At 66.7% G+C, this 20,050-nt stretch carries 20 protein-coding genes; 10 read left to right on the top strand and 10 right to left on the bottom strand.

Annotated elements, in window-relative coordinates; translation table 11 throughout:
- Nucleotides 1-46 precede the first annotated feature (46 nt).
- Nucleotides 47-1,726 carry an ATP-dependent nuclease gene (locus tag ACT54L_RS10220; RefSeq protein ID WP_476085471.1) on the bottom strand — a complete coding sequence of 560 codons (1,680 nt, stop codon included), beginning with the start codon at nucleotides 1,724-1,726 and terminating at the stop codon, nucleotides 47-49.
- Nucleotides 1,727-2,378: 652 nt separating this feature from the next.
- Between ACT54L_RS10220 and ACT54L_RS10215 the strand changes: the two genes are divergently transcribed.
- Complete coding sequence (locus ACT54L_RS10215) at nucleotides 2,379-3,296, top strand: pirin family protein (protein WP_476085470.1); 918 nt, start codon at nucleotides 2,379-2,381, stop codon at nucleotides 3,294-3,296.
- 201 nt (nucleotides 3,297-3,497) lie between these two features.
- Complete coding sequence (locus ACT54L_RS10210) at nucleotides 3,498-4,553, top strand: 3-hydroxyacyl-CoA dehydrogenase NAD-binding domain-containing protein (RefSeq protein WP_476085469.1); 1,056 nt, start codon at nucleotides 3,498-3,500, stop codon at nucleotides 4,551-4,553.
- A gap of 59 nt (nucleotides 4,554-4,612) precedes the next feature.
- On the opposite strand, the gene ACT54L_RS10205 is transcribed toward ACT54L_RS10210, so the two are convergent.
- Both ACT54L_RS10205 and ACT54L_RS10200 read right to left on the bottom strand, forming a co-directional pair.
- A complete protein-coding gene (locus ACT54L_RS10205; protein ID WP_476085468.1) occupies nucleotides 4,613-5,998 on the bottom strand; it encodes a flavin monoamine oxidase family protein in 1,386 nt (461 codons plus the stop codon).
- Between the two features lie 45 nt (nucleotides 5,999-6,043).
- The gene (locus ACT54L_RS10200) at nucleotides 6,044-6,946 is read right to left on the bottom strand and encodes a polyprenyl synthetase family protein (protein ID WP_476085770.1); all 903 of its coding nucleotides are present in this window, start codon (nucleotides 6,944-6,946) and stop codon (nucleotides 6,044-6,046) included.
- A gap of 168 nt (nucleotides 6,947-7,114) precedes the next feature.
- Between ACT54L_RS10200 and ACT54L_RS10195 the strand changes: the two genes are divergently transcribed.
- Together ACT54L_RS10195 and ACT54L_RS10190 are read left to right on the top strand one after the other, a co-directional pair.
- Nucleotides 7,115-7,795, top strand: coding sequence for a transglycosylase domain-containing protein (locus ACT54L_RS10195; RefSeq protein ID WP_476085467.1), 681 nt, complete (start codon nucleotides 7,115-7,117; stop codon nucleotides 7,793-7,795).
- Nucleotides 7,796-7,882: 87 nt separating this feature from the next.
- Nucleotides 7,883-8,482, top strand: coding sequence for a septation protein A (locus ACT54L_RS10190; protein ID WP_476085466.1), 600 nt, complete (start codon nucleotides 7,883-7,885; stop codon nucleotides 8,480-8,482).
- Here ACT54L_RS10190 and ACT54L_RS10185 read toward each other — a convergent pair.
- Genes ACT54L_RS10185 through ACT54L_RS10175 form a run of 3 tightly spaced genes read right to left on the bottom strand, consistent with a single transcriptional unit; the run spans nucleotide 8,460 to nucleotide 9,945 of the window.
- Complete coding sequence (locus ACT54L_RS10185; protein WP_476085465.1) at nucleotides 8,460-9,056, bottom strand: DsbE family thiol:disulfide interchange protein; 597 nt, start codon at nucleotides 9,054-9,056, stop codon at nucleotides 8,460-8,462. The genes ACT54L_RS10190 and ACT54L_RS10185 overlap by 23 nt on opposite strands.
- Complete coding sequence (gene ccmD, locus ACT54L_RS10180; RefSeq protein WP_476085464.1) at nucleotides 9,053-9,214, bottom strand: heme exporter protein CcmD; 162 nt, start codon at nucleotides 9,212-9,214, stop codon at nucleotides 9,053-9,055. Before ccmD ends, ACT54L_RS10185 begins: the two co-directional genes overlap by 4 nt.
- Nucleotides 9,211-9,945: a heme ABC transporter permease gene (locus ACT54L_RS10175; protein ID WP_476085463.1), complete on the bottom strand. Its 735-nt coding sequence runs from the start codon at nucleotides 9,943-9,945 to the stop codon at nucleotides 9,211-9,213. The genes ccmD and ACT54L_RS10175 overlap by 4 nt, the downstream gene beginning before the upstream one ends.
- A gap of 153 nt (nucleotides 9,946-10,098) precedes the next feature.
- On the opposite strand from ACT54L_RS10175, the gene ACT54L_RS10170 reads away from it, so the two are divergent.
- The gene (locus tag ACT54L_RS10170; protein ID WP_476085462.1) at nucleotides 10,099-11,697 is read left to right on the top strand and encodes an adenosine deaminase; all 1,599 of its coding nucleotides are present in this window, start codon (nucleotides 10,099-10,101) and stop codon (nucleotides 11,695-11,697) included.
- 126 nt (nucleotides 11,698-11,823) lie between these two features.
- On the opposite strand, the gene ACT54L_RS10165 is transcribed toward ACT54L_RS10170, so the two are convergent.
- The 4 genes from ACT54L_RS10165 to ACT54L_RS10150 all read right to left on the bottom strand — a co-directional run bounded on the left by ACT54L_RS10165 (nucleotide 11,824) and on the right by ACT54L_RS10150 (nucleotide 15,496).
- The gene (locus ACT54L_RS10165) at nucleotides 11,824-12,426 is read right to left on the bottom strand and encodes a hypothetical protein (protein ID WP_476085461.1); all 603 of its coding nucleotides are present in this window, start codon (nucleotides 12,424-12,426) and stop codon (nucleotides 11,824-11,826) included.
- Nucleotides 12,427-12,505: 79 nt separating this feature from the next.
- On the bottom strand, nucleotides 12,506-13,567 hold the full coding sequence (locus ACT54L_RS10160) for a GGDEF domain-containing protein (protein WP_476085460.1): 1,062 nt from the start codon (nucleotides 13,565-13,567) through the stop codon (nucleotides 12,506-12,508).
- A 145-nt stretch (nucleotides 13,568-13,712) separates the two neighbouring features.
- Nucleotides 13,713-14,501 (bottom strand): IclR family transcriptional regulator domain-containing protein, encoded by a 789-nt coding sequence (locus tag ACT54L_RS10155; RefSeq protein WP_476085459.1) that lies wholly within the window; start codon nucleotides 14,499-14,501, stop codon nucleotides 13,713-13,715.
- Nucleotides 14,498-15,496: a 3-hydroxyacyl-CoA dehydrogenase gene (locus tag ACT54L_RS10150; protein ID WP_476085458.1), complete on the bottom strand. Its 999-nt coding sequence runs from the start codon at nucleotides 15,494-15,496 to the stop codon at nucleotides 14,498-14,500. The genes ACT54L_RS10155 and ACT54L_RS10150 overlap by 4 nt, the downstream gene beginning before the upstream one ends.
- 251 nt (nucleotides 15,497-15,747) lie before the next feature.
- Between ACT54L_RS10150 and pcaF the strand changes: the two genes are divergently transcribed.
- From pcaF to ACT54L_RS10125, 5 genes are all read left to right on the top strand, one after another.
- The gene (gene pcaF / locus ACT54L_RS10145) at nucleotides 15,748-16,953 is read left to right on the top strand and encodes a 3-oxoadipyl-CoA thiolase (protein ID WP_476085457.1); all 1,206 of its coding nucleotides are present in this window, start codon (nucleotides 15,748-15,750) and stop codon (nucleotides 16,951-16,953) included.
- Between the two features lie 75 nt (nucleotides 16,954-17,028).
- Nucleotides 17,029-18,243, top strand: coding sequence for an ABC transporter substrate-binding protein (locus ACT54L_RS10140; protein ID WP_476085456.1), 1,215 nt, complete (start codon nucleotides 17,029-17,031; stop codon nucleotides 18,241-18,243).
- 86 nt (nucleotides 18,244-18,329) lie between these two features.
- Entirely contained in the window at nucleotides 18,330-18,608 is a 279-nt protein-coding gene (catC, locus tag ACT54L_RS10135) for a muconolactone Delta-isomerase (RefSeq protein ID WP_209104216.1), read from the top strand.
- Nucleotides 18,609-18,632: 24 nt separating this feature from the next.
- The gene (locus ACT54L_RS10130) at nucleotides 18,633-19,307 is read left to right on the top strand and encodes a 3-oxoacid CoA-transferase subunit A (RefSeq protein ID WP_476085769.1); all 675 of its coding nucleotides are present in this window, start codon (nucleotides 18,633-18,635) and stop codon (nucleotides 19,305-19,307) included.
- A complete protein-coding gene (locus ACT54L_RS10125) occupies nucleotides 19,304-19,972 on the top strand; it encodes a 3-oxoacid CoA-transferase subunit B (protein ID WP_476085455.1) in 669 nt (222 codons plus the stop codon). The genes ACT54L_RS10130 and ACT54L_RS10125 overlap by 4 nt, the downstream gene beginning before the upstream one ends.
- Nucleotides 19,973-20,050: the final 78 nt, after the last annotated feature.

Here is a 20,050-nt window from a genome sequence, read left to right as displayed (position 1 = left end):
ACTAGCCCACCGCCTGCAGGCTTAAAATGCAAGTCAGATCCCCCACCTATGGGATGCCAAGCCTATCGGGATTCGCGATCCATGAGCGGATTTTATTTAGGAAACTCCATACATCTCCATCGGATGGTCGGACATATTCGGGAGACGCGGGATCCTCCCCCAAACGGTCAAACATATTAATCAGCCACTTTGGACCATGCCCGCTCACTTGAAACTGCTTAAGCCAGCTCTCCAATTCACCGCCCTCTATTATAAACGCTCCGTATTTTGCTAATTGGTCAAAAAATTCGCGCGCAGCTTCCTTCTCTGGCTTCGGTAGCAAATCGACTCCGCCCTCCCGCTTATAATCTCTTCCGATCTCCTCCAGAGATCTGAGAATATTTTTTCGTGTACTTGAAAGGCCATCAAAAATCGCCTTAGGGACAGCTATAGATGTGAGTAGGTTAGAAAATTCTCTACCCCCCTCCTTAACAACATCAATGTCGTAAATTGCAGCTGCAGGAATTCCCAACGCCCGTAGCGGCGCGACTATTGTTGGAATCGTTTGCTTATTCTGAGCATTTAGGAAGATTGCACCAGGTATGCCCTTAAGACGTCCATCACGCAACAGACGCTCATTTATCTCCTGATAAAATGCTCGATCAGCGTCGCCCTCGGTAACAATAACCGCCTCGTGAAAAAGCGCGCTCACAACATTCACCGAGCGCAGCAATGGGTTTCTCATCAAACCTCTAAGCTGATTGCTCGGGAGAAGTCGTGCCGTAGCGGCTCCGTTAGAATAGGTAAGTCTCACGATATTAACATCAACGCCTGACTGAAGGCAGCCCATCACAAATTGAGGGCTATGAGTTGATACAAACATTTGTTTGTTCGACTTCGAAATTTCGCTTCCTATCTCATTTCCTAATTGAAATGCTAAAGAAGGATGCAGAAACGCCTCAGGTTCATCAATCAGTAGTAGACTCGGATCTCCGGCGAGTATCTCACACATAATCCCCACAAAGGCTTTAATCCCGTCGCTTGCCAAGTGAATTGGGACAGCACGAGCGTGAAATTCGAGCGCGGACGCATCTAGGGATCTCTCCTTCTCGGGAGAGGGCCTTTCCACTGAAAGGCGCAAACGTAAATAGCCCGATCGGGATGGATCAACAGTTAGATATAGACCGAATGCACGGTAAATTATTTCGCTCAGATTGCCTCTGACATCGTCTTTTTTAAACAATTCTTGAAAAGTTGAGTTTGATTCATTGAGAAAGTCGCCAGCCTCTTGATCGTTTACATGACCGATTCTGGTCGACCCACCTAGGACCAGAAATTTAAATCGGCCATAATACTGTGAAAATTCAAACGGCATCGCATTTGGATTCATCAACGCATCACGCATGCCGCGCTCTGACGCAAAAAATTCTGTATTTTTATAAATATAGCTCCTTACTCCAGGAAGCTGAACACCACCTACGTTTGGTGATAGTCTAAGCATACCTATCTGCGCCTCCGCCTCCTCACGTGAAAGCGGCGAAAAAACTATATCATTTATGACATTTCTATTATCTGGACCAAAATTATCGGATATCTTCCTCACGATTTCCGTAATAGCTGAGCTCTTACCCGAATTATTTGGCCCGACAAATATCGTTATTTTACCTATTTTCAATTCTAAAGGCATAGCACCGGGCGAACTACCAGACTTGAAAACCAACTTCTCTATGTTCAATTCGCCCTCCACTTTGTTTTAGACTCCTGATGGAGCCAACGTTATGTCCCATCATTTTCGACGAGCTCGCGCCCAAACGCAACCAAGCGGTGCACCACCTGGGAAGGACTAATTTTCCTAGGCCTATCTTCCCATACACCCCAACCCCTGCTATAGTCCTTCTCACCTCGCACCAAGGAGGGGCGCGTCCGGAGCGGCCTGACGGGTGGTGTGGGGCAGCGGGTGTCCGACGCGGCGGGGATTAACGCCTCCCGCCGCGCGAGAAAGGAGGCCGAAGGGGAAGGCGCACCGATCCGGGCCTGGTTCGTCCGGTGCTGATGGGAGAACCGATCACCCACGCGGCGCATCCTCCAAGCCACAAATCCCCGCGCGGGAGCGGACGTCATCCGGTTCCCCCACGACACTTAACACCCTGGCATGCCGCCGCATGCCGGCCGCTCCCGCCTCCCTCCACCCCTGCCCCATGGCGGGGTTATGGGTGCTGGCGCCCTCCCCGCCCCGCAATCGCCTTTTGCATCCCCGCACGGGACGCGGCCGCCGGCCCGTGGCATCATCGCCTGATCTTCTCGCCCCGGCCGGCGCCGGGTGGCCCGCCCCCAAGAGAGGCGTCCAAGAGAAGGGAACACCCAAGAGAAGGGAACGCCCAGATGAAAAGGGAACGCCCATGAGCTGGATGCCTTCCGTCGACCCCATCGCGGGCGATGCCCCAAGCTGCGATGCTCTCGACCTCGTCATCGTGCCCCGGGTGCGGGATTTGGGCGACGGCTTCTCCGTCCGCCGCGCCTTGCCCCACGGCAAGAGGCAGATGGTCGGCCCCTTCATCTTCTTCGACCAGATGGGCCCGGTGCAGTTCGTGGCCGGCCAGGGGCTCGATGTGCGGCCCCATCCCCATATTGGCCTCGCCACCGTCACCTATCTGTTCGACGGCCGGGTGATGCACCGGGACAGCGAGGGCAATGCGCTGGAAATCACCCCCGGCGCCATGAACCTCATGACCGCCGGGCGCGGCATCGCCCATTCCGAGCGCACGCCGGGCGATGCCCGCGCCACGGCCGGCACCATGTATGGCATCCAGAGCTGGATCGCCTTGCCCGCCGACAAGGAGGAGGTGGACCCCTCCTTCCAGCATTTCTCCGCCACCGATCTGCCGGTGGTGGCGGACAAGGGCGTCACCGCCCGCGTCATCGCCGGCTCCGCCTTCGGGGTCCGCGCCCCGGTGGGCATGCTCTCCGACTGGCTCTATGCGGAGGTGATGCTGGCGGCGGGCGCGCGTGCCCCGCTCGATCCCGATACGGAGGAGCGCGCCATCTATGTGGTGGAAGGCGAGGTGGAGATTGCCGGCGACGTGTTCGAGGGGCCGAGCCTCCTCATCTTCCGCCCGGGCGATGCCATAACCGTCACCGCCCGCCGGCCGAGCCGGATGATGTTCCTGGGCGGCACGGCGCTGGAAGGCCCGCGGCATTTGTGGTGGAACTTCGTCTCCTCCCGCCGCGAGCGCATCGAGGAGGCGAAGGAAGCCTGGAAGGCCGGCCGCTTCCCGCAGGTGCCCGGCGAGGACGAGTTCATTCCCCTGCCGGAATAGGGAACAGGCGGGCTCCCGCGCCGTTGTCCGCAGGACAAGCAGGACGCGCCCCAGATGCGGGTTCGCCCGCATTGAAACCGGGCGCGGGGCGGCGTATCCCCCGGCCTACCGAGGATCGGCCCGCCGGCTTGAACGGTCGACGGGCCGATCGCATTTGAAGGGCGGACGCGCCGTCACGGTGCGTCCTTGGAGGGACGAAGCATGACGACCCCCATAAGCCGCGTCGCCGTCATCGGCGCCGGCACCATCGGCGCCAGCTGGGCCGCCTATTTCCTCGCGCGCGGGCTGGAGGTGACGGTGTCCGACCCGGCGCCCGACGCCAAGGCCGCCACCGGCCGCTTCATCGAAGCCGCCTGGCCGACCCTCCAGGCGCTGGGCGGCGGGGCGGGCATCGATCCGCAGAGCTGGCGGTTCGAGGCCGATCCGGTGAAGGCGGTGGAAGGGGCGCAGTTCGTCCAGGAGAACGCGCCCGAGCGCTACGAGGTCAAGAACGCCCTCCTGCCCAGGATCGACGCTGTCCTGCCGTCGGAGGTGGTGATCGCGTCGAGCACCTCGGGCCTGCTGGTGAGCCGCCTCTCCGAAGGCTGCCGCCATCCCGAGCGCGTGGTCATCGGCCATCCCTTCAATCCGCCCCACCTCATCCCCCTGGTGGAAGTGGTCGGCGGCCCCACCGCCAGCCCTGAGGCGGTCGACGCCGCCATGGCCTTCTACAAGGCCATCGGCAAGCACCCGATCCTGCTCAACAAGGAAGTGCCCGGCCACGTGGCCAACCGCCTGCAGGCCGCGCTGTGGCGGGAGGCCATCCATCTGGTGGACCAGGGGGTCGCCTCGGTGGCGGACATCGACGCCGCCGTCAGCCAGGGGCCGGGCCTGCGCTGGGCGCTCATGGGCCAGCACATGATCTTCCATCTGGGCGGCGGCCAGGGCGGCCTTGCCCATTTCATGCACCACCTGTTGCCGGCGGTGGAAACCTGGTGGGATGACCTGGGCACGCCCAAGGTGGACGAGGCCCTCCAGCGCAAGCTGGTGGAAGGCGTCATCGCCGAAGCCGACGGTCGCTCCCTCGCCGACCTCGCCGCCGAGCGGGACACCCTCCTGCGCGAGATCCTCGCCTTGCGCGCCCGCCACGCGGACGCCGCCGCCCAGGCGGCCGCGAGCCCCCGTCTCGACGAGGCCCTGGAGGAAACCTTCCCCGCCTCCGACCCGGTCTCCGTCACCCGCGCCAAGCCCACCGAGGACATCACCGGCGCGGCGTGAATGGACAGGCGCGCCGCCGGCTGGCGGCGCGTTTTTTACAGACTGGCGGCAGAGTCTTTTTAGAGGCTGGCGGCGCCTGGAACCCCAAGGATCCGCAACGCCTGCCCCGCCGCCCGCTCGCCCGAGGCATAGGCGCCATGGACGGTGCCCCATTGGGTCTCGCTGGCATGCTCCCCGGCAAACAAAAGCTTGCCGGAGACGGTCTCGGTGAAGGCCCGGCGCAGGTTCCCGGCGCCCGGCAAGGCGCAGGAAAAGGCACCCAGCGCCAGGGGGTCGCGGGTCCAGCGGGTGTGGTGCACCTTGCCCACCCTGGCCGCCACATCCGCCCCGAAAGTGCGGGTCAGCGCCTCCTTCAGGAAGCTGGCACCCGCCTGGGGCGGGCCGGCGGCCAAGTCGGCGGCGAGCTTGCCGCCCACCTCCAGCATGTGCAGGTCGCTGCCGCCCATGCGGCCGACGAGGGCAAAGGTCTTGGCATCCTGCGCCTTCACATGGACGGTCTCGTCCGCCTGGAGCCGCAAGGGATTGCCGGGCAGCATGAAGGCGATGTGGTCGTAGGCGCCGAGCGTGATGCGCTCCACCGCCGAACGATAGCGCGGGGCGAGGCTCGGCGATATCCGCACCTTGCCGGCGGCAATGAGGCTCGGCGGGATGGCGAGGATCACGGCGCGCCCATTGACGGTGCCGCGCGGCGTGCTCACCTGGGCGAGGCGTCCGCTCAGATCAATGGCGGTGACGGGCGTCTCCAGCCGCACCGACAACGGTTGGGCAAGCGCGGCCACCAATGCGCCGACACCGGCGCGGCAGAAGACATCGTCCTCCCGCTCATCGGCGCGGGAGAAATCGACGGTGGACACCTGGTCGAGATCCTTGGCGCAGGTGAACGGCCCCATGACGAAGGAAGCGCTCGGCCCCCATTCGCCGAGGTCCGGCAGCACCCGGGCGGCGGGCAGGTCGCGCCCGGCATCGCCGGCGGCCACGATGGCCCGCTCGCCCCGGCGCACGGCGGCGACGAAATCCTCGTAGTCGCCCTCCCGGGCTTCCCGGCCATTCACATAGAGCCGGGCGCCATGGGGCGCGGGATAGAGGTCAAGGTTCTGGGCGGTGCCCCATTCCACCAGCGGATTGGCATTGCCGCCATGGAGCCAATGGGCGCCCAGATCGAAGGGCACGCCAAAGATGGAGGTGTCGGTGACGGCGCGCCCGCCCACCCGCTTGCCCGCTTCCAGGAGAGCATAGGTGCGACCGGCGGCGGCGATGCGGCGGGCGGCGGCGATGCCAGCGACGCCCGCGCCCACGATCACCACATCCACCGCGCCGGAGGACGGCACCTGCCCCAATGCCCGCGCCGCGCCCATGGGGGCAAGCGCAAGGGACGCTGCGCCGGCAAGCACCGCGCGGCGGGAGGGAGAGAAGGGGGATAAGCGGCGCATCACGATGGGCGGCACGCTAGCATGTCAGGTGAAGAGGCGCGACCAGGCAGAGGCACCGGCTCACTTGCGCCGCGCGGCGACGAAAACGGCGGTCGCCTTCAGGAGGTCCGCACGCACGCCGAACGGGGCCAACGCGCCCTTGGCGCTCTCCACGAGGTCCGCCAGCAGCGCGCCCGCCGCTTCCCGCCCCAAGGCGGAAACGATGGTGGCCTTGCCGGCGGCGGCATCCTTGCCGACCGCCTTGCCCACTTCCTCGGCAGAACCTTCCAGGTCCAGAATGTCATCGGCGATCTGGAAGGCGGCGCCCAGCGCCCGGCCATAATCGGCCAGCGCCTCGCGCTCCACGTCCGTGGCGCCGCCGAGCCGCGCGCCCATCTCCACGGCGGCGGCCAGGAGCGCGCCGGTCTTCATGGCCTGGAGGTCGCGGATGGCGTCGAGCGGCAAGGCAAGCGGCGTGCCGTCCCCGAAGCGGCCCTCGGCGGCCAGATCCAGCATCTGCCCACCCACCATGCCGCCCATGCCCGAGGCGCGGGCCAGCACCTGGACGAGGGCGATGCGCACCGCCGGATCGGGGTGCGCATCGGCGCCGGCCAGGAGATCGAAGGCGAGAGTGAGAAGGGCATCGCCCGCCAGGATGGCGGTCGCCTCGCCGAACGCCGCGTGAACGGTGGGCCGGCCACGGCGCAGGAGGTCATTGTCCATGGCGGGCAAGTCGTCATGGATGAGGGAATAGCAGTGCACGCACTCGATGGCGGTGGCGGCGGTGACGGAGACCTCTGGCGTCACGCCGAAGAGGGCCGCCGCCTCCATCACCAGAAAGGGCCGCAGGCGCTTGCCGCCATCAAGGCTGCCATGGCGCATGGCGGCCATCAGCCGCTCCGGCCGCAGGCGCTCGCCCAGGGCGGGCGCATCGGAAAGGGCCGCGACGAGCCGGGCCTCCACACGATCGGCCGCCGCCTCCATGTGCGCGGCGAAGGCAGATGCGGGTGCAGAGGGGGCAGCAGCAGTCACGGGGCTCACCGGGCAAGGTTGACGCGCGGTCCGGGGTGCCCCAACCAGACGGCGCGGTCAAGGCGGGAACCGAGGCTTCGGCTCGGCCGTTAGACCCGCAAAGAGAGAGGGACGGGCGCCATGAAACTCCTGCGCATCCTCGTGCTGGTGGTGGTGGCGCTGGCGGCGGTGCCGCTTCTGCTCTCCCTGGCCTATGCGGTGATCAATCCGGTCTCCACCCTCATGCTCGGGCGCTGGCTCACCGGCGAGCGGGTGGAGCGGATCTGGACGCCCATGGCGGACATGTCGCCCACCCTGGTGCGCACGGTGGTGGCGTCGGAGGATGCCCGCTATTGCCGGCACTGGGGCGTCGACCCCACCGAAATCCGCGCCGCCATCGACCGCGCCGACGGCGAGGTGGAAGACGCCCGCGGCGCCTCCACCATTCCCATGCAGGTGGCCAAGAACCTGTTTTTGTGGCCGGGCCGTTCTTTCATCCGCAAGGGCCTGGAACTGCCGCTGGCCGTGTGGCTGGACCTGGTGCTCACCAAGCGCCGGCTGCTGGAGATCTATCTCAACATCGCCGAATGGGGGCCGGACGGGGAATTCGGCGTGGCGGCGGGTTCGCAGCGCGCTTTCAAGGAAGGGCCGGCGGACCTGGACGCGCGCCAGTCGGCCCTGCTGGCGGTCATGCTGCCCAACCCGCACCGGCGCGATGCGGGACGGCCGGGACCGGGCGTGCGCCGGCTTGCGGCGCGGCTGGAGACCCGCACCGTGCAGGAGGGGCCGGAAATCGTGGATTGCCTCGGCCTTGCCCGCTGACCCTTGAGGAGGCCAAGCGCCCTCTCGAAACGCCTTGATCCCGCCCCGAGCGCCGGTCACAAGAAGGCAAGACCGGAAAGGACCCGCATGACCTCCGACGCCGCCCCCCGCCGCACCCTCAATCCCGGACTGAAGATCGGGCTGGAGCTGGGTCCGCTGGTGCTGTTCTTCGCCGGCAATGCTTATGGCGGCATCTATGTGGCCACGGGCCTGTTCATGGCGGCAACCCTCGCGGCGCTGGCGGCCATGTGGATCCTGGCGCGGCGCATCGCGGTGATGCCGCTCATCTCCGCCGTCGTGGTGATGATCTTCGGCACGCTGACCATCGTCCTGCAGGACGACCACTTCATCAAGCTGAAGCCCACCTTGGTGAATGCCCTATTTGCGGCGGCCCTGCTGGGAGGCCTCGTCTTCAAGAAGCCCCTGCTGCCCTATGTGTTCGACGGCATGGTGCGCCTCACGGAAGAGGGCTGGCGCATCCTGACCATCCGCTGGGGCGTGTTCTTCCTGGTCATGGCGGTGGTGAACGAGATCGTCTGGCGGTCGTTCTCCACCGACACATGGGTCAGCTTCAAGACCTTCGGCTATCTGCCCCTCACCTTCCTCTTCGCCTTCGCCCAAGCGCCCCTCATGGCGCGCTATGAGCTGAAGGCGCCGGAGGCCGCTACTTCGGCGGAGACGCGCTGACGGTGGAGGACAGCCGCTCGACCAGCGGCATCAGCGTGTCGCGCACGGCAGCCTCGCTCAGCGGGCCGACGAACTTGTGGGCGATGGTGCCGTCTGGGGCAAGCACGAAGGTCTCAGGCACGCCATAGACGCCCCATTCGATGGCCGCGCGCCCGTTGGGGTCGACGCCAACAGCCGCATAAGGCAGGCCATATTGGCCAAGGAAGCGACGAGCATTGTCCGGCGCATCCTTGTAATTGAGCCCCACGAGGCGCAGGCGCGGATCGCGCGACAGGGCCATGAGGATGGGGTGTTCCTCCCGGCACGGCGCGCACCAGGACGCCCAGACATTCATGAGCGTGACGCGGCCGGCAAGGTCTGCGGGGCTGAGGCCCGGCACCGGCTGCCCATCCCGCAGGAGACCCGGCAGCGGGGCCAGCTCCAGCTTCGGCGCGGGACGCCCCACCAAGGCGGAGGGAATGCGCGAGGGATCGCCCGCATAAAGGCGGATGAAGAACAGCCCGGCCAGCGCCGCGAACACCAGCACCGGCAGCAGCATGATGAGCCGGCGGCGGGAGGGCGAGGCCGCGCTCATGCGCCCCTCCGATCGGACCGGCGGCGCAGCCCCCGCGCCTCAAGCTCCGCCATGGCGCGCTGCTGGCCGCGATAATCGATCCAGAGCAGGACGGTCAGCACCATGAGGCCCAGCCCCGCCACGCCATAGGCGGCCAGGATGAAGAAGGCATGGCTCATGCGCCGGCGGCCTCCGCGGCGGCCCGCGCTTCCAGCGCCTGCACCCGGCGGCGCAGGATTTCCGTGCGCATGGCCAGGAGATGGAGCGAGATGAACAGGAAGGTGAAGCCCAGCGCGCACACCAGCAGCGGGCGCAGCAGGGAGCCGTCAATGGTCGGCCCGTCCATGCGGAAGACCGATGCGGGCTGGTGGAGGGTGTTCCACCAATCCACCGAGAACTTGACAATGGGCACGTTGACGAAGCCCACCAGGGTCAGCACCGCCGCCGCGCGCCCGGCGCGGCTCGGATCGTCGATGGCGGCGCGCAGGGCCATCAGGCCGAGATAGAGCAGGAACAGCACCAGCACGGAGGTCAGGCGCGCATCCCACACCCAATAGGTGCCCCACATGGGCCGTCCCCACAGCGCGCCGGTGACAAGGCACAGGAAGGTGAAGGTGGCGCCGATGGGCGCCGCCGCCTTGTGGGAGACATCGGCCAGAGGATGCCGCCAGACCAGGATGCCCAGCGCCGAGGCGGCCATCAGCGAATAGCCGAACATGGCAAGCCAGGCGAAGGGCACATGGATGTACATGATCCGCACCGTCTCGCCCTGCTGGTAATCCGCCGGTGCGGCGAAGGCCAGGGCGAGGCCGGCGGCCAGGAACAGGACGGAAAGGCCCGCGGTCCACGGCAGGAGCCGGCCGGACAGGGCCAGGAAGCGGGTGGGATTTGCCAGATCGAGCAGCGCCATGACCGCCTTCTAGACGACTTCTCGAAGCGGGGGGAGTGGGACCATTCCTGAGGTGCATCGCCCTGCGGTATGTTTTCACCCCGTAAGACTTTGGCTAGGGTGAGTCCTGCCGTCCCGGAGCCTGCCCCAGGTTCCCTTGCCTCGGAGTCGCGCGTGTCCCGCCGCCTCGTCGCCGCCCTTGTCCTTCTTGCGCTTCTGCTGGGCGCCGGCACGCTGGTCGGGCGGGCCGGCTTCCTTTTGGTAAATCTGTCGGAGGCGGTGACGGCGGGGGTCTTCGAGGCGAGCCGCGACGACGCGGCGCAGATGCGGGCTTTCCTCCAGCGCATGCCGAAGGGGGCGGACCTTCACACCCATCTGTCGGGCGCGGTCTATGCGGAACGCCTCATCGGCTGGGCAATGCAGGACGGGCTGTGCCTGAGCCGGCCGGAGCTGGTGCTGGTGCCACGCCCGGCCGATGCGCGGCCGGATGCGCCATGCGGCGCCGATCCCGGGCTGGTTCCCTTGGCGGAGGCCATCAGCGGAGCAGGCGGCCAAAGGATGTATGACCTGCTGGTGGATGCCTATTCCATGCGCGCCTTCGTGCCGACGCCGCAAGTGCCGTCGGGCCACGACCAGTTCTTCAGCACGTTCGGCAAGTTCGGTGCGGCCACCCGCGGGGCTGATGCTGCCGCCCGCCTCGACCGGCTAGCCGAAATGGCGGCGGACCAGTTGCGCGCCTACGACGCCGCCTCGGTGCAATATGTGGAATTCATGGCCACCTTCCTGGAGAGCGGCGAGCGCCGGCGCCTGGCGGACGCCATCGGCGGCGAGAGCGATCCCAAGGCCATGCTGGCGGCGCTCCAGGGGGCCGGGCTGAAGGAGATGGTGCGCAAGCAGGCCGAGGAGATGGAGGGGCTCACCACCCGCATCACCGGGCTGCTGGGCTGTGCCGCCGCACCGGACCGGCCGGGCTGCGCCGTGAATTATCGCTTCATCGCCCAGGTGAACCGCAATGCCCCGCCCGCCGAGGTGTTCGCCCAGATCGCGGTGGCGGCCGCACTGGTGCGCGCCGCGCCGCGCGCGGTGGTGGGGCTCAACCTGGTGGGGCCGGAGGATGAGCGCACCGCGCGGCGGGACTATCTCACCCACATGGCCTATGTGGCCGCCCTCGCCCCGCCCGACGTTCCGGTGACGCTGCATGCGGGCGAGCTGTGGCTCGGCCTCGTGCCGCCCTCCGATCTCGATTTCCACATCCGCGCGGCGGTGGAGGTGGCGGGCGCCCGCCGCATCGGCCACGGCACCGCCATCGGGTTCGAGCGCGACATGCCCGGCCTCCTGGCGGAAATGGCACGCCGGGGCGTGACGGTGGAGATCGCCCTGACCTCCTCCGACCTCATCCTGGGCGTGCGCGGCCGCGCCCAGCCCATCACCACCTATGTGGCGGCAGGCGTGCCGGTGGTGTTGGCCACGGACGATGCCGGCGTCGCCCGCTCCGACCTGACCCAGGAATTCGTGCGCGCGGCCCGCGACCATGGCTTTGATTATCGGGCGCTGAAGACCTTCGCCCGTACTGCCATCCGCTCGGCCTTCCTGCCCGAGCCGGAGCGGACGGCTGAGATGCGCAAGCTCGACGCCGCCTTTTCCGGCTTCGAGCGCGCGGAAGCGCGCCGCCTCACCTGGAGCGCGCGGGTGGGGATGCTGGTGTCGGAAATCCTGCGCGGCGGGCGGCACGGCGGCGATGCAGATCCCCAGGCCCGGGCCCGCGCTCTTTGACGGGGAGCATCAGGGATCGGTCGCGCCCCTTCAGGACGTCAGAGGGTGGTCCATCGGCGCAGCCTCGATCAAGGCGTGCAAGGGCGGTTCACGGATCGGATGGATTCAATCTGATCGGATCGCGCTCTAGAAAGGCAGCACCTCGGCCATCATCATCAGATTGACCGCGGCCAGCATGCCCAGGTTCCACCGCTTCCCCCGCACGAACAGCAGCGCCACCAGGACGGGAATGGTCAGGAGCTCCAGCAGGCTGCCAAAGGTGTCGTCGCCACCGCCCATGGCGTCGAACACCCCGCTCTGGCGGTAGAATTCCAGGCCCAGGATGGCGCAGATGGTGAGAAGGTTCACGCCCAGGATGCCGCCCAGGACCGTGCGGCGCACCACCAGGTAATAGTCATCATAGTCGGCCCACTGCTTGGGCTCGGCGGGAAAGATGAGGGTCGACAGGGCGAAATAGCCGCCGATCAGCACCATCATGGAGACGAGGCTGGGATAGGTGGCGGGCAGAAGCGGGCCGAAATGCTGGAAATTGATCCAGAAGGTCATCTGGTCCAGCACCATCATGGTGCCGAGCAGCGGCACCAGCCAGCCGATCCGCACCGCGCCGGGACGCACATCCTCCGCCTTCAGCCGAATGCGGACAACGCGCGCGAACCCCTTCAGCACCTCGGCAATGGCCAGCCCCAGAAGCAGCGTGAACAGCCGCGAGACCACCTCAAATTCGCTCATGGCCCCCTTCCCACCCGACGCGATGACCGGCGCACAGTGTCGCCCCGGAGGGAAAATGCCAAGCCTGCCGCCGCCCGCCTCAGCTCAAGGCCGTCACCACGCGGTTGCGCCCCTGGTCCTTGGCCGCGTACATGGCAAGGTCCGCGGCCCGCACCAGCGCGTCTGGCGAGGGATGGGGCGGATGGGAGACCGCAACGCCCACGGAGAGCGTCACCGCGATGGTGTGTCCGCCCATCTGCACGGTCATCCGCTCCGCCTCCTCGCGCACCCGCTCGGCCACTTGGGCGGCAACCTCCGCACCGGCGCCGGGCAGGAAAATGGCGAACTCCTCCCCTCCGATCCGGGCCACATGGTCGTCCTGGCGCACCGCGCGCTTCAACACGGTGGCCAGCGCCTTAAGCACCGCATCGCCCACCGCATGGCCGAAGCGGTCATTGACCGGCTTGAAATGGTCCACGTCCACGAACAGCGCCGCCACCGGCCGCGCGGCGCCGGGGCGGGCCATCTCGCCGCTCATGATCTCCTGGAAGGCGCGCAGATTGAGCAGGCCGGTGAGCGGATCAAGGCGGGCGGCCGCGTCCAGCACGGCATTCTGCTGCGCCACCAGCCGCAGGGCCTGCGTCGCCTGCTGGTGGAAGATGTGGAAGAACAGCCCGGTAAAGCCGAGGGTGGCGACGAAGGTCGTGACCGCCACGGGACTTGCCACCGCGTGTCCGGTGAGGACCGAGGCGCCGAACAGCGCATAAGACAGGAGGAGGGCGAAGAATGCGGCCCGATACCCGAGCACGAACAGCACCGCCCCGAGCGCCGGGAAGAACAGGAGGGCACGCAGCTGGTCGGTGGGCATCAGGAATTGCGCGGCGGCCACATAGAGATAGACGGAAATGAAATAGCCGGCCGCAATCCACCGATGGTGCGTCCAGGATCGCCAGAGCGCCACCAGCAGGACACCCGTGACGCCGGCAAAGGCCATGCTGTTCACCAGGTGCAACGGTTCCACCGGCAACAGGCCCGACAAGCCGCCCACGATGAAGGAGAGGCTCCAGCACAGGGAGAGGATGAGCACCGTCCGCAAGAAGCTGCGCGAAATCTGATCTCCCTCGTGGAGGAGAGAGCGATCCGTATCAACGGCTGAGAACATTCAAGAGACCCTGGCCGCAGCATCGCATGGCTCGAACCCTTTGTTACGGCCGGCGAAGGGATTGGATCAACTCAATGTTGCGCTTTGTGTGACGGGGACTGTTTTTCGCCGGCGGCGGGCCAGGGCGTGGCCCCGACACGGCGCTTCATTGCGACAGGGAGGCGGAAATCTTCTGGGCGGCATCCAGCAGGACGGGCAGGAAGCGCGACTTCAGCGTATCGGCGGAATTGCGGCCCGCATGGGTGGAGACGTTCAGCGCCGCCAGCACCTCCGAACGCCGGTTGCGCACGGGGACGGCGATGGAGCGCAGGCCCATCTCCAGTTCCTGGTCCACCAGGGTCCAGCCCTGGCGGCGGGAGGCCTCCACCGCGTCCTTGAGCGCCACCATGTTGGCCACGGTGCGCTCGGTGCGCGGCTCCAGCTTCACTCGGTCGTAGAACACCGCCAGTTCCGCCGGCGGCAGGCCGGCCAGCAAGGTCCGGCCCATGGAGGTGCAGAAGGCCGGCAGGCGGCTGCCGATGGACAGGCCGATGGTCATCACCCGCTCGGTGGGCACGCGGGCGACATAGACGATGTCGAGGCCGTCCAGCACCGAGAGCGAGCAGGATTCCTGAAGCTCGTTCACCACGTCGCGCATGAGGGGCTGGGCCACCTCCCACATGGGCAGGGAGGACAGATAGGAGAAGCCGAGATCCAGCACCTTGGGGCGCAGCGAGAAATATTTGCCGTCGGTCTCGGCATAGTTTTCCCGCACCAGGGTCAAAAGGAAGCGCCGCGCCGCCGCGCGGGACAGGCCGGTATGCTGGGCAACCTCGCTCAAGGTCATGCGCGGCTTGTAGCGGGTGAAGGTGCGGATCACCTCGAGGCCGCGCACCAGGGACTGGATATAGTCCTTGTCCTCCCCTGCGCCCTCCCCGCTTGCCCGCCCGCTCATTCCGCACTCCCGCCGCCAGCGGCCGGCTCGGCCGCTGCGTCATCATAGCCATCCTCGAGGGTCCGTGCAGCGGCGAGCGCCGCCATCAGCCGGTCATCGCGCCAGGCGACGCGGGCCTCCCAGTCCTCCAGCGGCAGAAGCGCGCGGCGCTGGGCGGCGGCGCGGGCGACGAGGTCCTCGTCCCAGATGTCCGGCTGGCCGCGCTCGGCGCCCATCTGCGCGTAGCGTGCACCCATGCGCTGGGCGTGCTCGGCCAGGCCGCCGCGATAATTGAGGTCCGCGGTCTCGAACGGCCCGATGAGCGACCAGCGCAGGCCGAGGCCACCGGTCATCACCCGGTCGATGTCATCCACGTCGGCGATGCCCTCCTTCACCATCCAATAGGCCTCGCGCAGCACCGCGCCCTGGAGGCGATTGTAGATGAAGCCGTTCACCTCCCGCTTCAGCTCCACCGGCCGCTGGCCGGCGCCGGCCATGAGCGCCCGGGTTGCGGAAACGGCAGCCGGGTCGGTCCAGGGGGCGGGCACCAGCTCGACGATGGGCAGGAGATAGACCGGGTTGGCCGGATGGGCCACGAGGCAGCGATGGCGGCCCGGCAGATGGTCGGTGAAATCGGAGGCGGGGAAGGAGGAGGTGGAACTGGCGAGCACCGCATCGGCGGGCGCGCGGCGATCGAGCTCGGCGAACAGGTCGCGCTTGAGGTCGCGCTTTTCCAGAACGCTTTCCTGCACATGGACGACGTCGTCCAGCGCCGCGTCGAGGTCCGAAGTTACCGTGACGCGCGCCAGCACGGCGGCGGGCGCCTCGTGGAGGAGGCCGTGGGCGCGCAGCGCGTCCAGGCGGCGGGCGATGCCGGCGGGGGCTGCGGCCAGCACCTCGGCGCTGACATCATAGAGCCGCACGCGCGCCCCCGCGCGGGCAAAGACGATGGCCCAGCCAAGCCCCATGCTGCCCGCCCCCACCAGGGCCACCGAGCGCCCGTCCAGATGAGCCATGCGCGCCTCCTTGTGCGACTGCCGTACTAAATGTTCGCGATGCGCACAGAAAAGCATCCCACGGGGCCTGTCAAGGCTGCACATTGAAGCCAAGCCAAAGCATCAAAATTCGGGTTCTATTTCAGTCGTTTCCCGCGAGTGCTCTGATTTCATGTGCAGTTGCAGCATCGAATCTCATTGACGCGCTGCGACCAACGGCTCACACACGAGCGAAATTTGTTCGCATTACGAACATGAGATTTGGGGAGCCCATGACCCACGCTTTCATCTGCGACGCCGTCCGCACCCCCATCGGCCGCTATGCCGGCACGCTCTCCTCCGTCCGTCCCGACGACCTCGCCGCCCTCGCCATCAAGGGGCTCATGGACCGCGTGCCCGGCGTCGACGCCAAGGCCATCGACGACATCATTCTGGGCTGCGCCAACCAGGCCGGCGAGGACAATCGCAACGTGGCGCGCATGGCCGGCCTGCTCTCCGGCCTGCCCATCGACGTGCCCGGCTCCACCCTGAACCGCCTGTGCGGCTCGGGCATGGACGCAGTGGGAACCGCCGCCCGCGCCATCAAGGCCGGCGAAGCCGAGCTGATGATCGCCGGCGGCGTGGAAAGCATGAGCCGCGCGCCCTTCGTCATGGGCAAGGCCGACAGTGCCTTCTCCCGCACGGCCAAGATCGAGGACACCACCATCGGCTGGCGGTTCGTCAATGCGCAGATGAAGGCGTTGCACGGCACCGATTCCATGCCCGAGACCGCCGAGAACGTGGCCGAGGACTTTGCCATCTCCCGCGAGCGGCAGGATGCCTTCGCTTTGGAGAGCCAGCGCCGCGCCGCCGCCGCCTGGGCCGCCGGGCGCTTTGCCGACGAGATCATCCCCGTGCCTGTGCCGCAGAAGAAGGGCGACCCCAAGCTCTTCGACCGTGACGAGCACATGCGCCCTGACACCAAGCTGGAAGATCTCACCCGCCTCAAGGGCGTGGTGAAGCCCACCGGCACCGTGACCGCCGGCAATGCCTCGGGCGTCAATGACGGGGCCGCCGCCCTCCTCATCGCGTCCGAGGCGGCGGTGAAGCGCTACGGCCTCACCCCGCGCGCCCGGGTGCTCGGCATGGCCACCGCCGGCGTGCCCCCGCGCATCATGGGCATGGGTCCCGCCCCGGCCACCCGGAAGGTGCTGGCGCGCCTTGGCCTGACGCTTGACCAGATGGATGTGATCGAGCTGAACGAGGCGTTTGCCGCCCAGGCCTGCGCGGTGCTCACCGATCTCGGCCTTCCCGACGATGCCGCCCACGTCAATCCCAATGGCGGCGCCATCGCGCTCGGCCATCCGCTCGGCATGTCCGGCGCGCGCCTGGTGGGCACCGCCATGTATCAGCTTGCCCGCACCGGCGGCCGCTACGGCCTGTGCACCATGTGCATCGGCGTCGGCCAGGGCATCGCTACCGTGATCGAGCGGATCTGATCCCCCGCTCCCGACGACCCGTCCCCCGAGTTCTCAGTGAAGCCCCCCACTGACCATCCCAGTCTGCGAGGACAGATGAAGACCAAGGTTCTCTCTGCCGGCCTCATGGCCGGTCTGCTCCTTTCGAGCCCGGCGCTGGCCCAATATGCCGGCGGCGGCGTCAAGATCGGCGTGCTCACCGACATGTCGGGCGCCTATTCGGACCTCGCCGGCAAGGGCTCGGTGGAGGCCGCGCGCCTCGCCATCGAGGATTTCGGCAAGCCCATCAACGGCAAGCCGGTGGAACTGGTCTCCGCCGACCACCAGAACAAGGCCGACATCGCCTCCTCCACCGCCCGCGCCTGGTATGACACCCAGGACGTGGACGCCATCTTCGACATCAACGGCTCGGTGGCGGCGCTCGCGGTGCGCGACGTGGCCAAGGAGAAGGGCAAGGTCGACATCAATTCCGGCGCCGCCTCCATGGCGCTGACCAACAAGGCCTGCTCGCCCACCGGCCTGCACTGGACCTATGACGTCTATTCGCTGGCGGCCGGCACCGGCAATGCGGTGACCAGCGGCGGCGGCAAGTCCTGGTTCTTCATCACCGCCGACTACACCTTCGGCCACGACCTGGAGAACCAGGTGGCCAAGATCGTCAAGGAGAAGGGCGGCACGGTGAAGGGCGCGGTGCGCGCACCGTTCAACAATGCGGACTTCTCCTCCTACCTGCTCCAGGCCCAGGCCTCGGGCGCGCAGATCATCGGCATGGCCAATGCCGGTGCCGACACCATCAACACCATCAAGCAGGCCCGCGAATTCGGCATCACCCAGGGCGGCCAGACGCTCGCCGCGCTGCTGCTCTTCCTCACCGACATCAAGTCGGTGGGCCTCGACGCCTCCCAGGGCATGGTGCTGACCACCGGCTTTTACTGGGACTATGACGACAAGACCCGCGCCTGGTCCAAGCGCTTTGCCGAGCGCATGGGCGGCAAGATGCCCACCATGGTGCATGCGGGCGTCTATTCCTCGGTCCTCAACTATCTGAAGGCGGCCGACGCCGCCGGCACCGACGAGGGCGTCAAGGTCATCGCCAAGATGCGCGAAATGCCCATCGACGACATGTTCGCCCGCAATGCGAAGATCCGCGAAGACGGCCGCATGGTGCACGACATGTATCTGGCCAAGGTGAAGGCCCCCAAGGATTCCAAGGGCCCATGGGACTTCTATGAGATCACCCGCGTGATCCCGGGCGACGAGGCCTTCCAGCCGCTCTCCGAGAGCACCTGCCCGCTGGTCGCCAAGAAGTGAGCCCGCGCCGGTGGGGTGTGCAGACCCCGCCGGCTCCCCTTCCACCAACGCGCGGCCGCAGGACGAGCGGCCGAGGAGCCGGTTCGATGCTGTTCCATGTGCAGATGAACGTGAACATCCCCCACGACTTCCCGGCCGAGAAGGCGGACGCCATCAAGGCGGCGGAGAAGGCCTATGCGCAGGACCTCCAGCGCCAGGGCAAGTGGGTGCATCTGTGGCGCATCGCCGGCCGCTATGCCAACGTCTCCATCTTCGACGTGGAGAGCGTCGACGAATTGCACACCCTGTTGTCCTCCTTGCCTCTCTTCCCCTTCATGGACATCGTGGTGACGCCCCTGGCGCGCCATCCCTCGGCGATCGGCTGAACAAGAAGAAAGCGGCCACTCATGATCGACAAGACGAGACCCGATACGGCGAGCACCGTCGCCGACATCCCGGACGGCGCGACCATCCTGGTGGGTGGCTTCGGCGGGGCGGGCATGCCCCACCAGCTCATCGACGCGCTCATTGACCGCGCGCCCAAGGATCTGACGATCGTCTCCAACAATGCCGGCAACGGCACCACCGGCCTTGCCGCCCTGCTCAATGCGGGCCTCGTGCGCAAGGTGGTGTGCTCCTTCCCCCGGCAGGTGGATTCCTTCGTCTTCGACAAGCTCTACCGCGAAGGCAAGCTGGAGCTGGAACTGGTGCCCCAGGGCAATCTGGTGGAGCGCATCCGCGCCGCCGGGGCCGGCATCGGCGCCTTCTTCACGCCCACGGGCTACGGCACGCCGCTCGCCGAGGGCAAGGAGACGCGCATCATCGACGGGCGCGGCTATGTGCTCGAATATCCCATCAAGGCGGACTTCGCGCTCATCAAGGCGTTCAAGGGCGATCGCTGGGGCAACCTCATCTACCGCAAGACCGCCCGCAATTTCGGCCCGGTCATGTCCACCGCCGCCAAGGTGACGGTGGCCCAGGTGGAGGAGATCGTGCCGCTCGGATCGCTCGACCCCGAATCCATCGTCACCCCCGGCATATTCGTGGACCGTTTGGTCGCGGTCGGAACGGGAGCCTCGGCATGAGCACCAGCACTTTCGTCAGCACGACATTCGTCCCTTGGACCCGCGTCGAGATGGCCAAGCTCATCGCCCGGGACATTCCCGAAGGCGCGGTGGTCAATATCGGCATCGGCATGCCCGGCCTGGTGGCCGACCACCTGCCCGCCGACCGGGAAATCCTGCTCCATGCGGAGAACGGCATTCTCGGCATGGGTCCCAAGCCCGGCGACAATGCGGTCGACATGGACCTCATCAATGCCGGCAAGGAGCCCGTAACGCTTCTGGAAGGCGGCGCCTTCTTCGATCACATGATCTCCTTCTCCATGATGCGGGGCGGGCACTTGGACATCGCCGTCCTCGGCGCCTTCCAGGTGGCGGAGAATGGCGACCTCGCCAATTGGGCCACCAATGACGCCAATGCCATCCCCGCCGTCGGCGGCGCCATGGACCTGGCAGTGGGCGCCTCCAACGTGTTCGTCATGATGGAACTGCTCACCAAGAAGGGCGAATCCAAGCTGGTACACCGCTGCACCTATCCGCTCACCGGGCTTGGCTGCGTCAACCGGGTCTATACCGACCATGCGGTGCTGGACATCGACGCCGACGGCTTCGTCCTGCGCGAACTGGCGCCGGGCCTGACCCTCGACGAGTTGAAGGCGCGCACCGGCCTGGAAATCCGCGCGGCGTGACGCATTTCCGCGCCAAGCGGCACCGTTTCGCGTAGAGATGGCCTGACAAAACGGGACGAGGCATGCCGGCGTCTTTCG

The organism is Aquabacter sp. DMC10, assembly GCF_056314145.1.
Note: the sequence above shows the minus strand (reverse complement) of the source record. Positions and strands in the feature narration are given on the sequence as shown.

Excerpts from the sequence above, each read along its gene's own strand:
- ACT54L_RS10215 (WP_476085470.1), top strand. The coding sequence starts at position 2,379 with ATGAGCTGGATGCCTTCCGTCGACCCCATCGCGGGCGATGCCCCAAGC.
- ACT54L_RS10210 (WP_476085469.1), top strand. The coding sequence starts at position 3,498 with ATGACGACCCCCATAAGCCGCGTCGCCGTCATCGGCGCCGGCACCATC.
- ACT54L_RS10200 (WP_476085770.1), bottom strand. The coding sequence starts at position 6,946 with ATGGAGGCGGCGGCCGATCGTGTGGAGGCCCGGCTCGTCGCGGCCCTT.
- ACT54L_RS10195 (WP_476085467.1), top strand. The coding sequence starts at position 7,115 with ATGAAACTCCTGCGCATCCTCGTGCTGGTGGTGGTGGCGCTGGCGGCG.
- ACT54L_RS10190 (WP_476085466.1), top strand. The coding sequence starts at position 7,883 with ATGACCTCCGACGCCGCCCCCCGCCGCACCCTCAATCCCGGACTGAAG.
- ACT54L_RS10185 (WP_476085465.1), bottom strand. The coding sequence starts at position 9,056 with ATGAGCGCGGCCTCGCCCTCCCGCCGCCGGCTCATCATGCTGCTGCCG.
- ccmD (WP_476085464.1), bottom strand. The coding sequence starts at position 9,214 with ATGAGCCATGCCTTCTTCATCCTGGCCGCCTATGGCGTGGCGGGGCTG.
- ACT54L_RS10175 (WP_476085463.1), bottom strand. The coding sequence starts at position 9,945 with ATGGCGCTGCTCGATCTGGCAAATCCCACCCGCTTCCTGGCCCTGTCC.
- ACT54L_RS10165 (WP_476085461.1), bottom strand. The coding sequence starts at position 12,426 with ATGAGCGAATTTGAGGTGGTCTCGCGGCTGTTCACGCTGCTTCTGGGG.
- ACT54L_RS10160 (WP_476085460.1), bottom strand. The coding sequence starts at position 13,567 with ATGTTCTCAGCCGTTGATACGGATCGCTCTCTCCTCCACGAGGGAGAT.
- ACT54L_RS10155 (WP_476085459.1), bottom strand. The coding sequence starts at position 14,501 with ATGAGCGGGCGGGCAAGCGGGGAGGGCGCAGGGGAGGACAAGGACTAT.
- ACT54L_RS10150 (WP_476085458.1), bottom strand. The coding sequence starts at position 15,496 with ATGGCTCATCTGGACGGGCGCTCGGTGGCCCTGGTGGGGGCGGGCAGC.
- pcaF (WP_476085457.1), top strand. The coding sequence starts at position 15,748 with ATGACCCACGCTTTCATCTGCGACGCCGTCCGCACCCCCATCGGCCGC.
- ACT54L_RS10140 (WP_476085456.1), top strand. The coding sequence starts at position 17,029 with ATGAAGACCAAGGTTCTCTCTGCCGGCCTCATGGCCGGTCTGCTCCTT.
- catC (WP_209104216.1), top strand. The coding sequence starts at position 18,330 with ATGCTGTTCCATGTGCAGATGAACGTGAACATCCCCCACGACTTCCCG.
- ACT54L_RS10125 (WP_476085455.1), top strand. The coding sequence starts at position 19,304 with ATGAGCACCAGCACTTTCGTCAGCACGACATTCGTCCCTTGGACCCGC.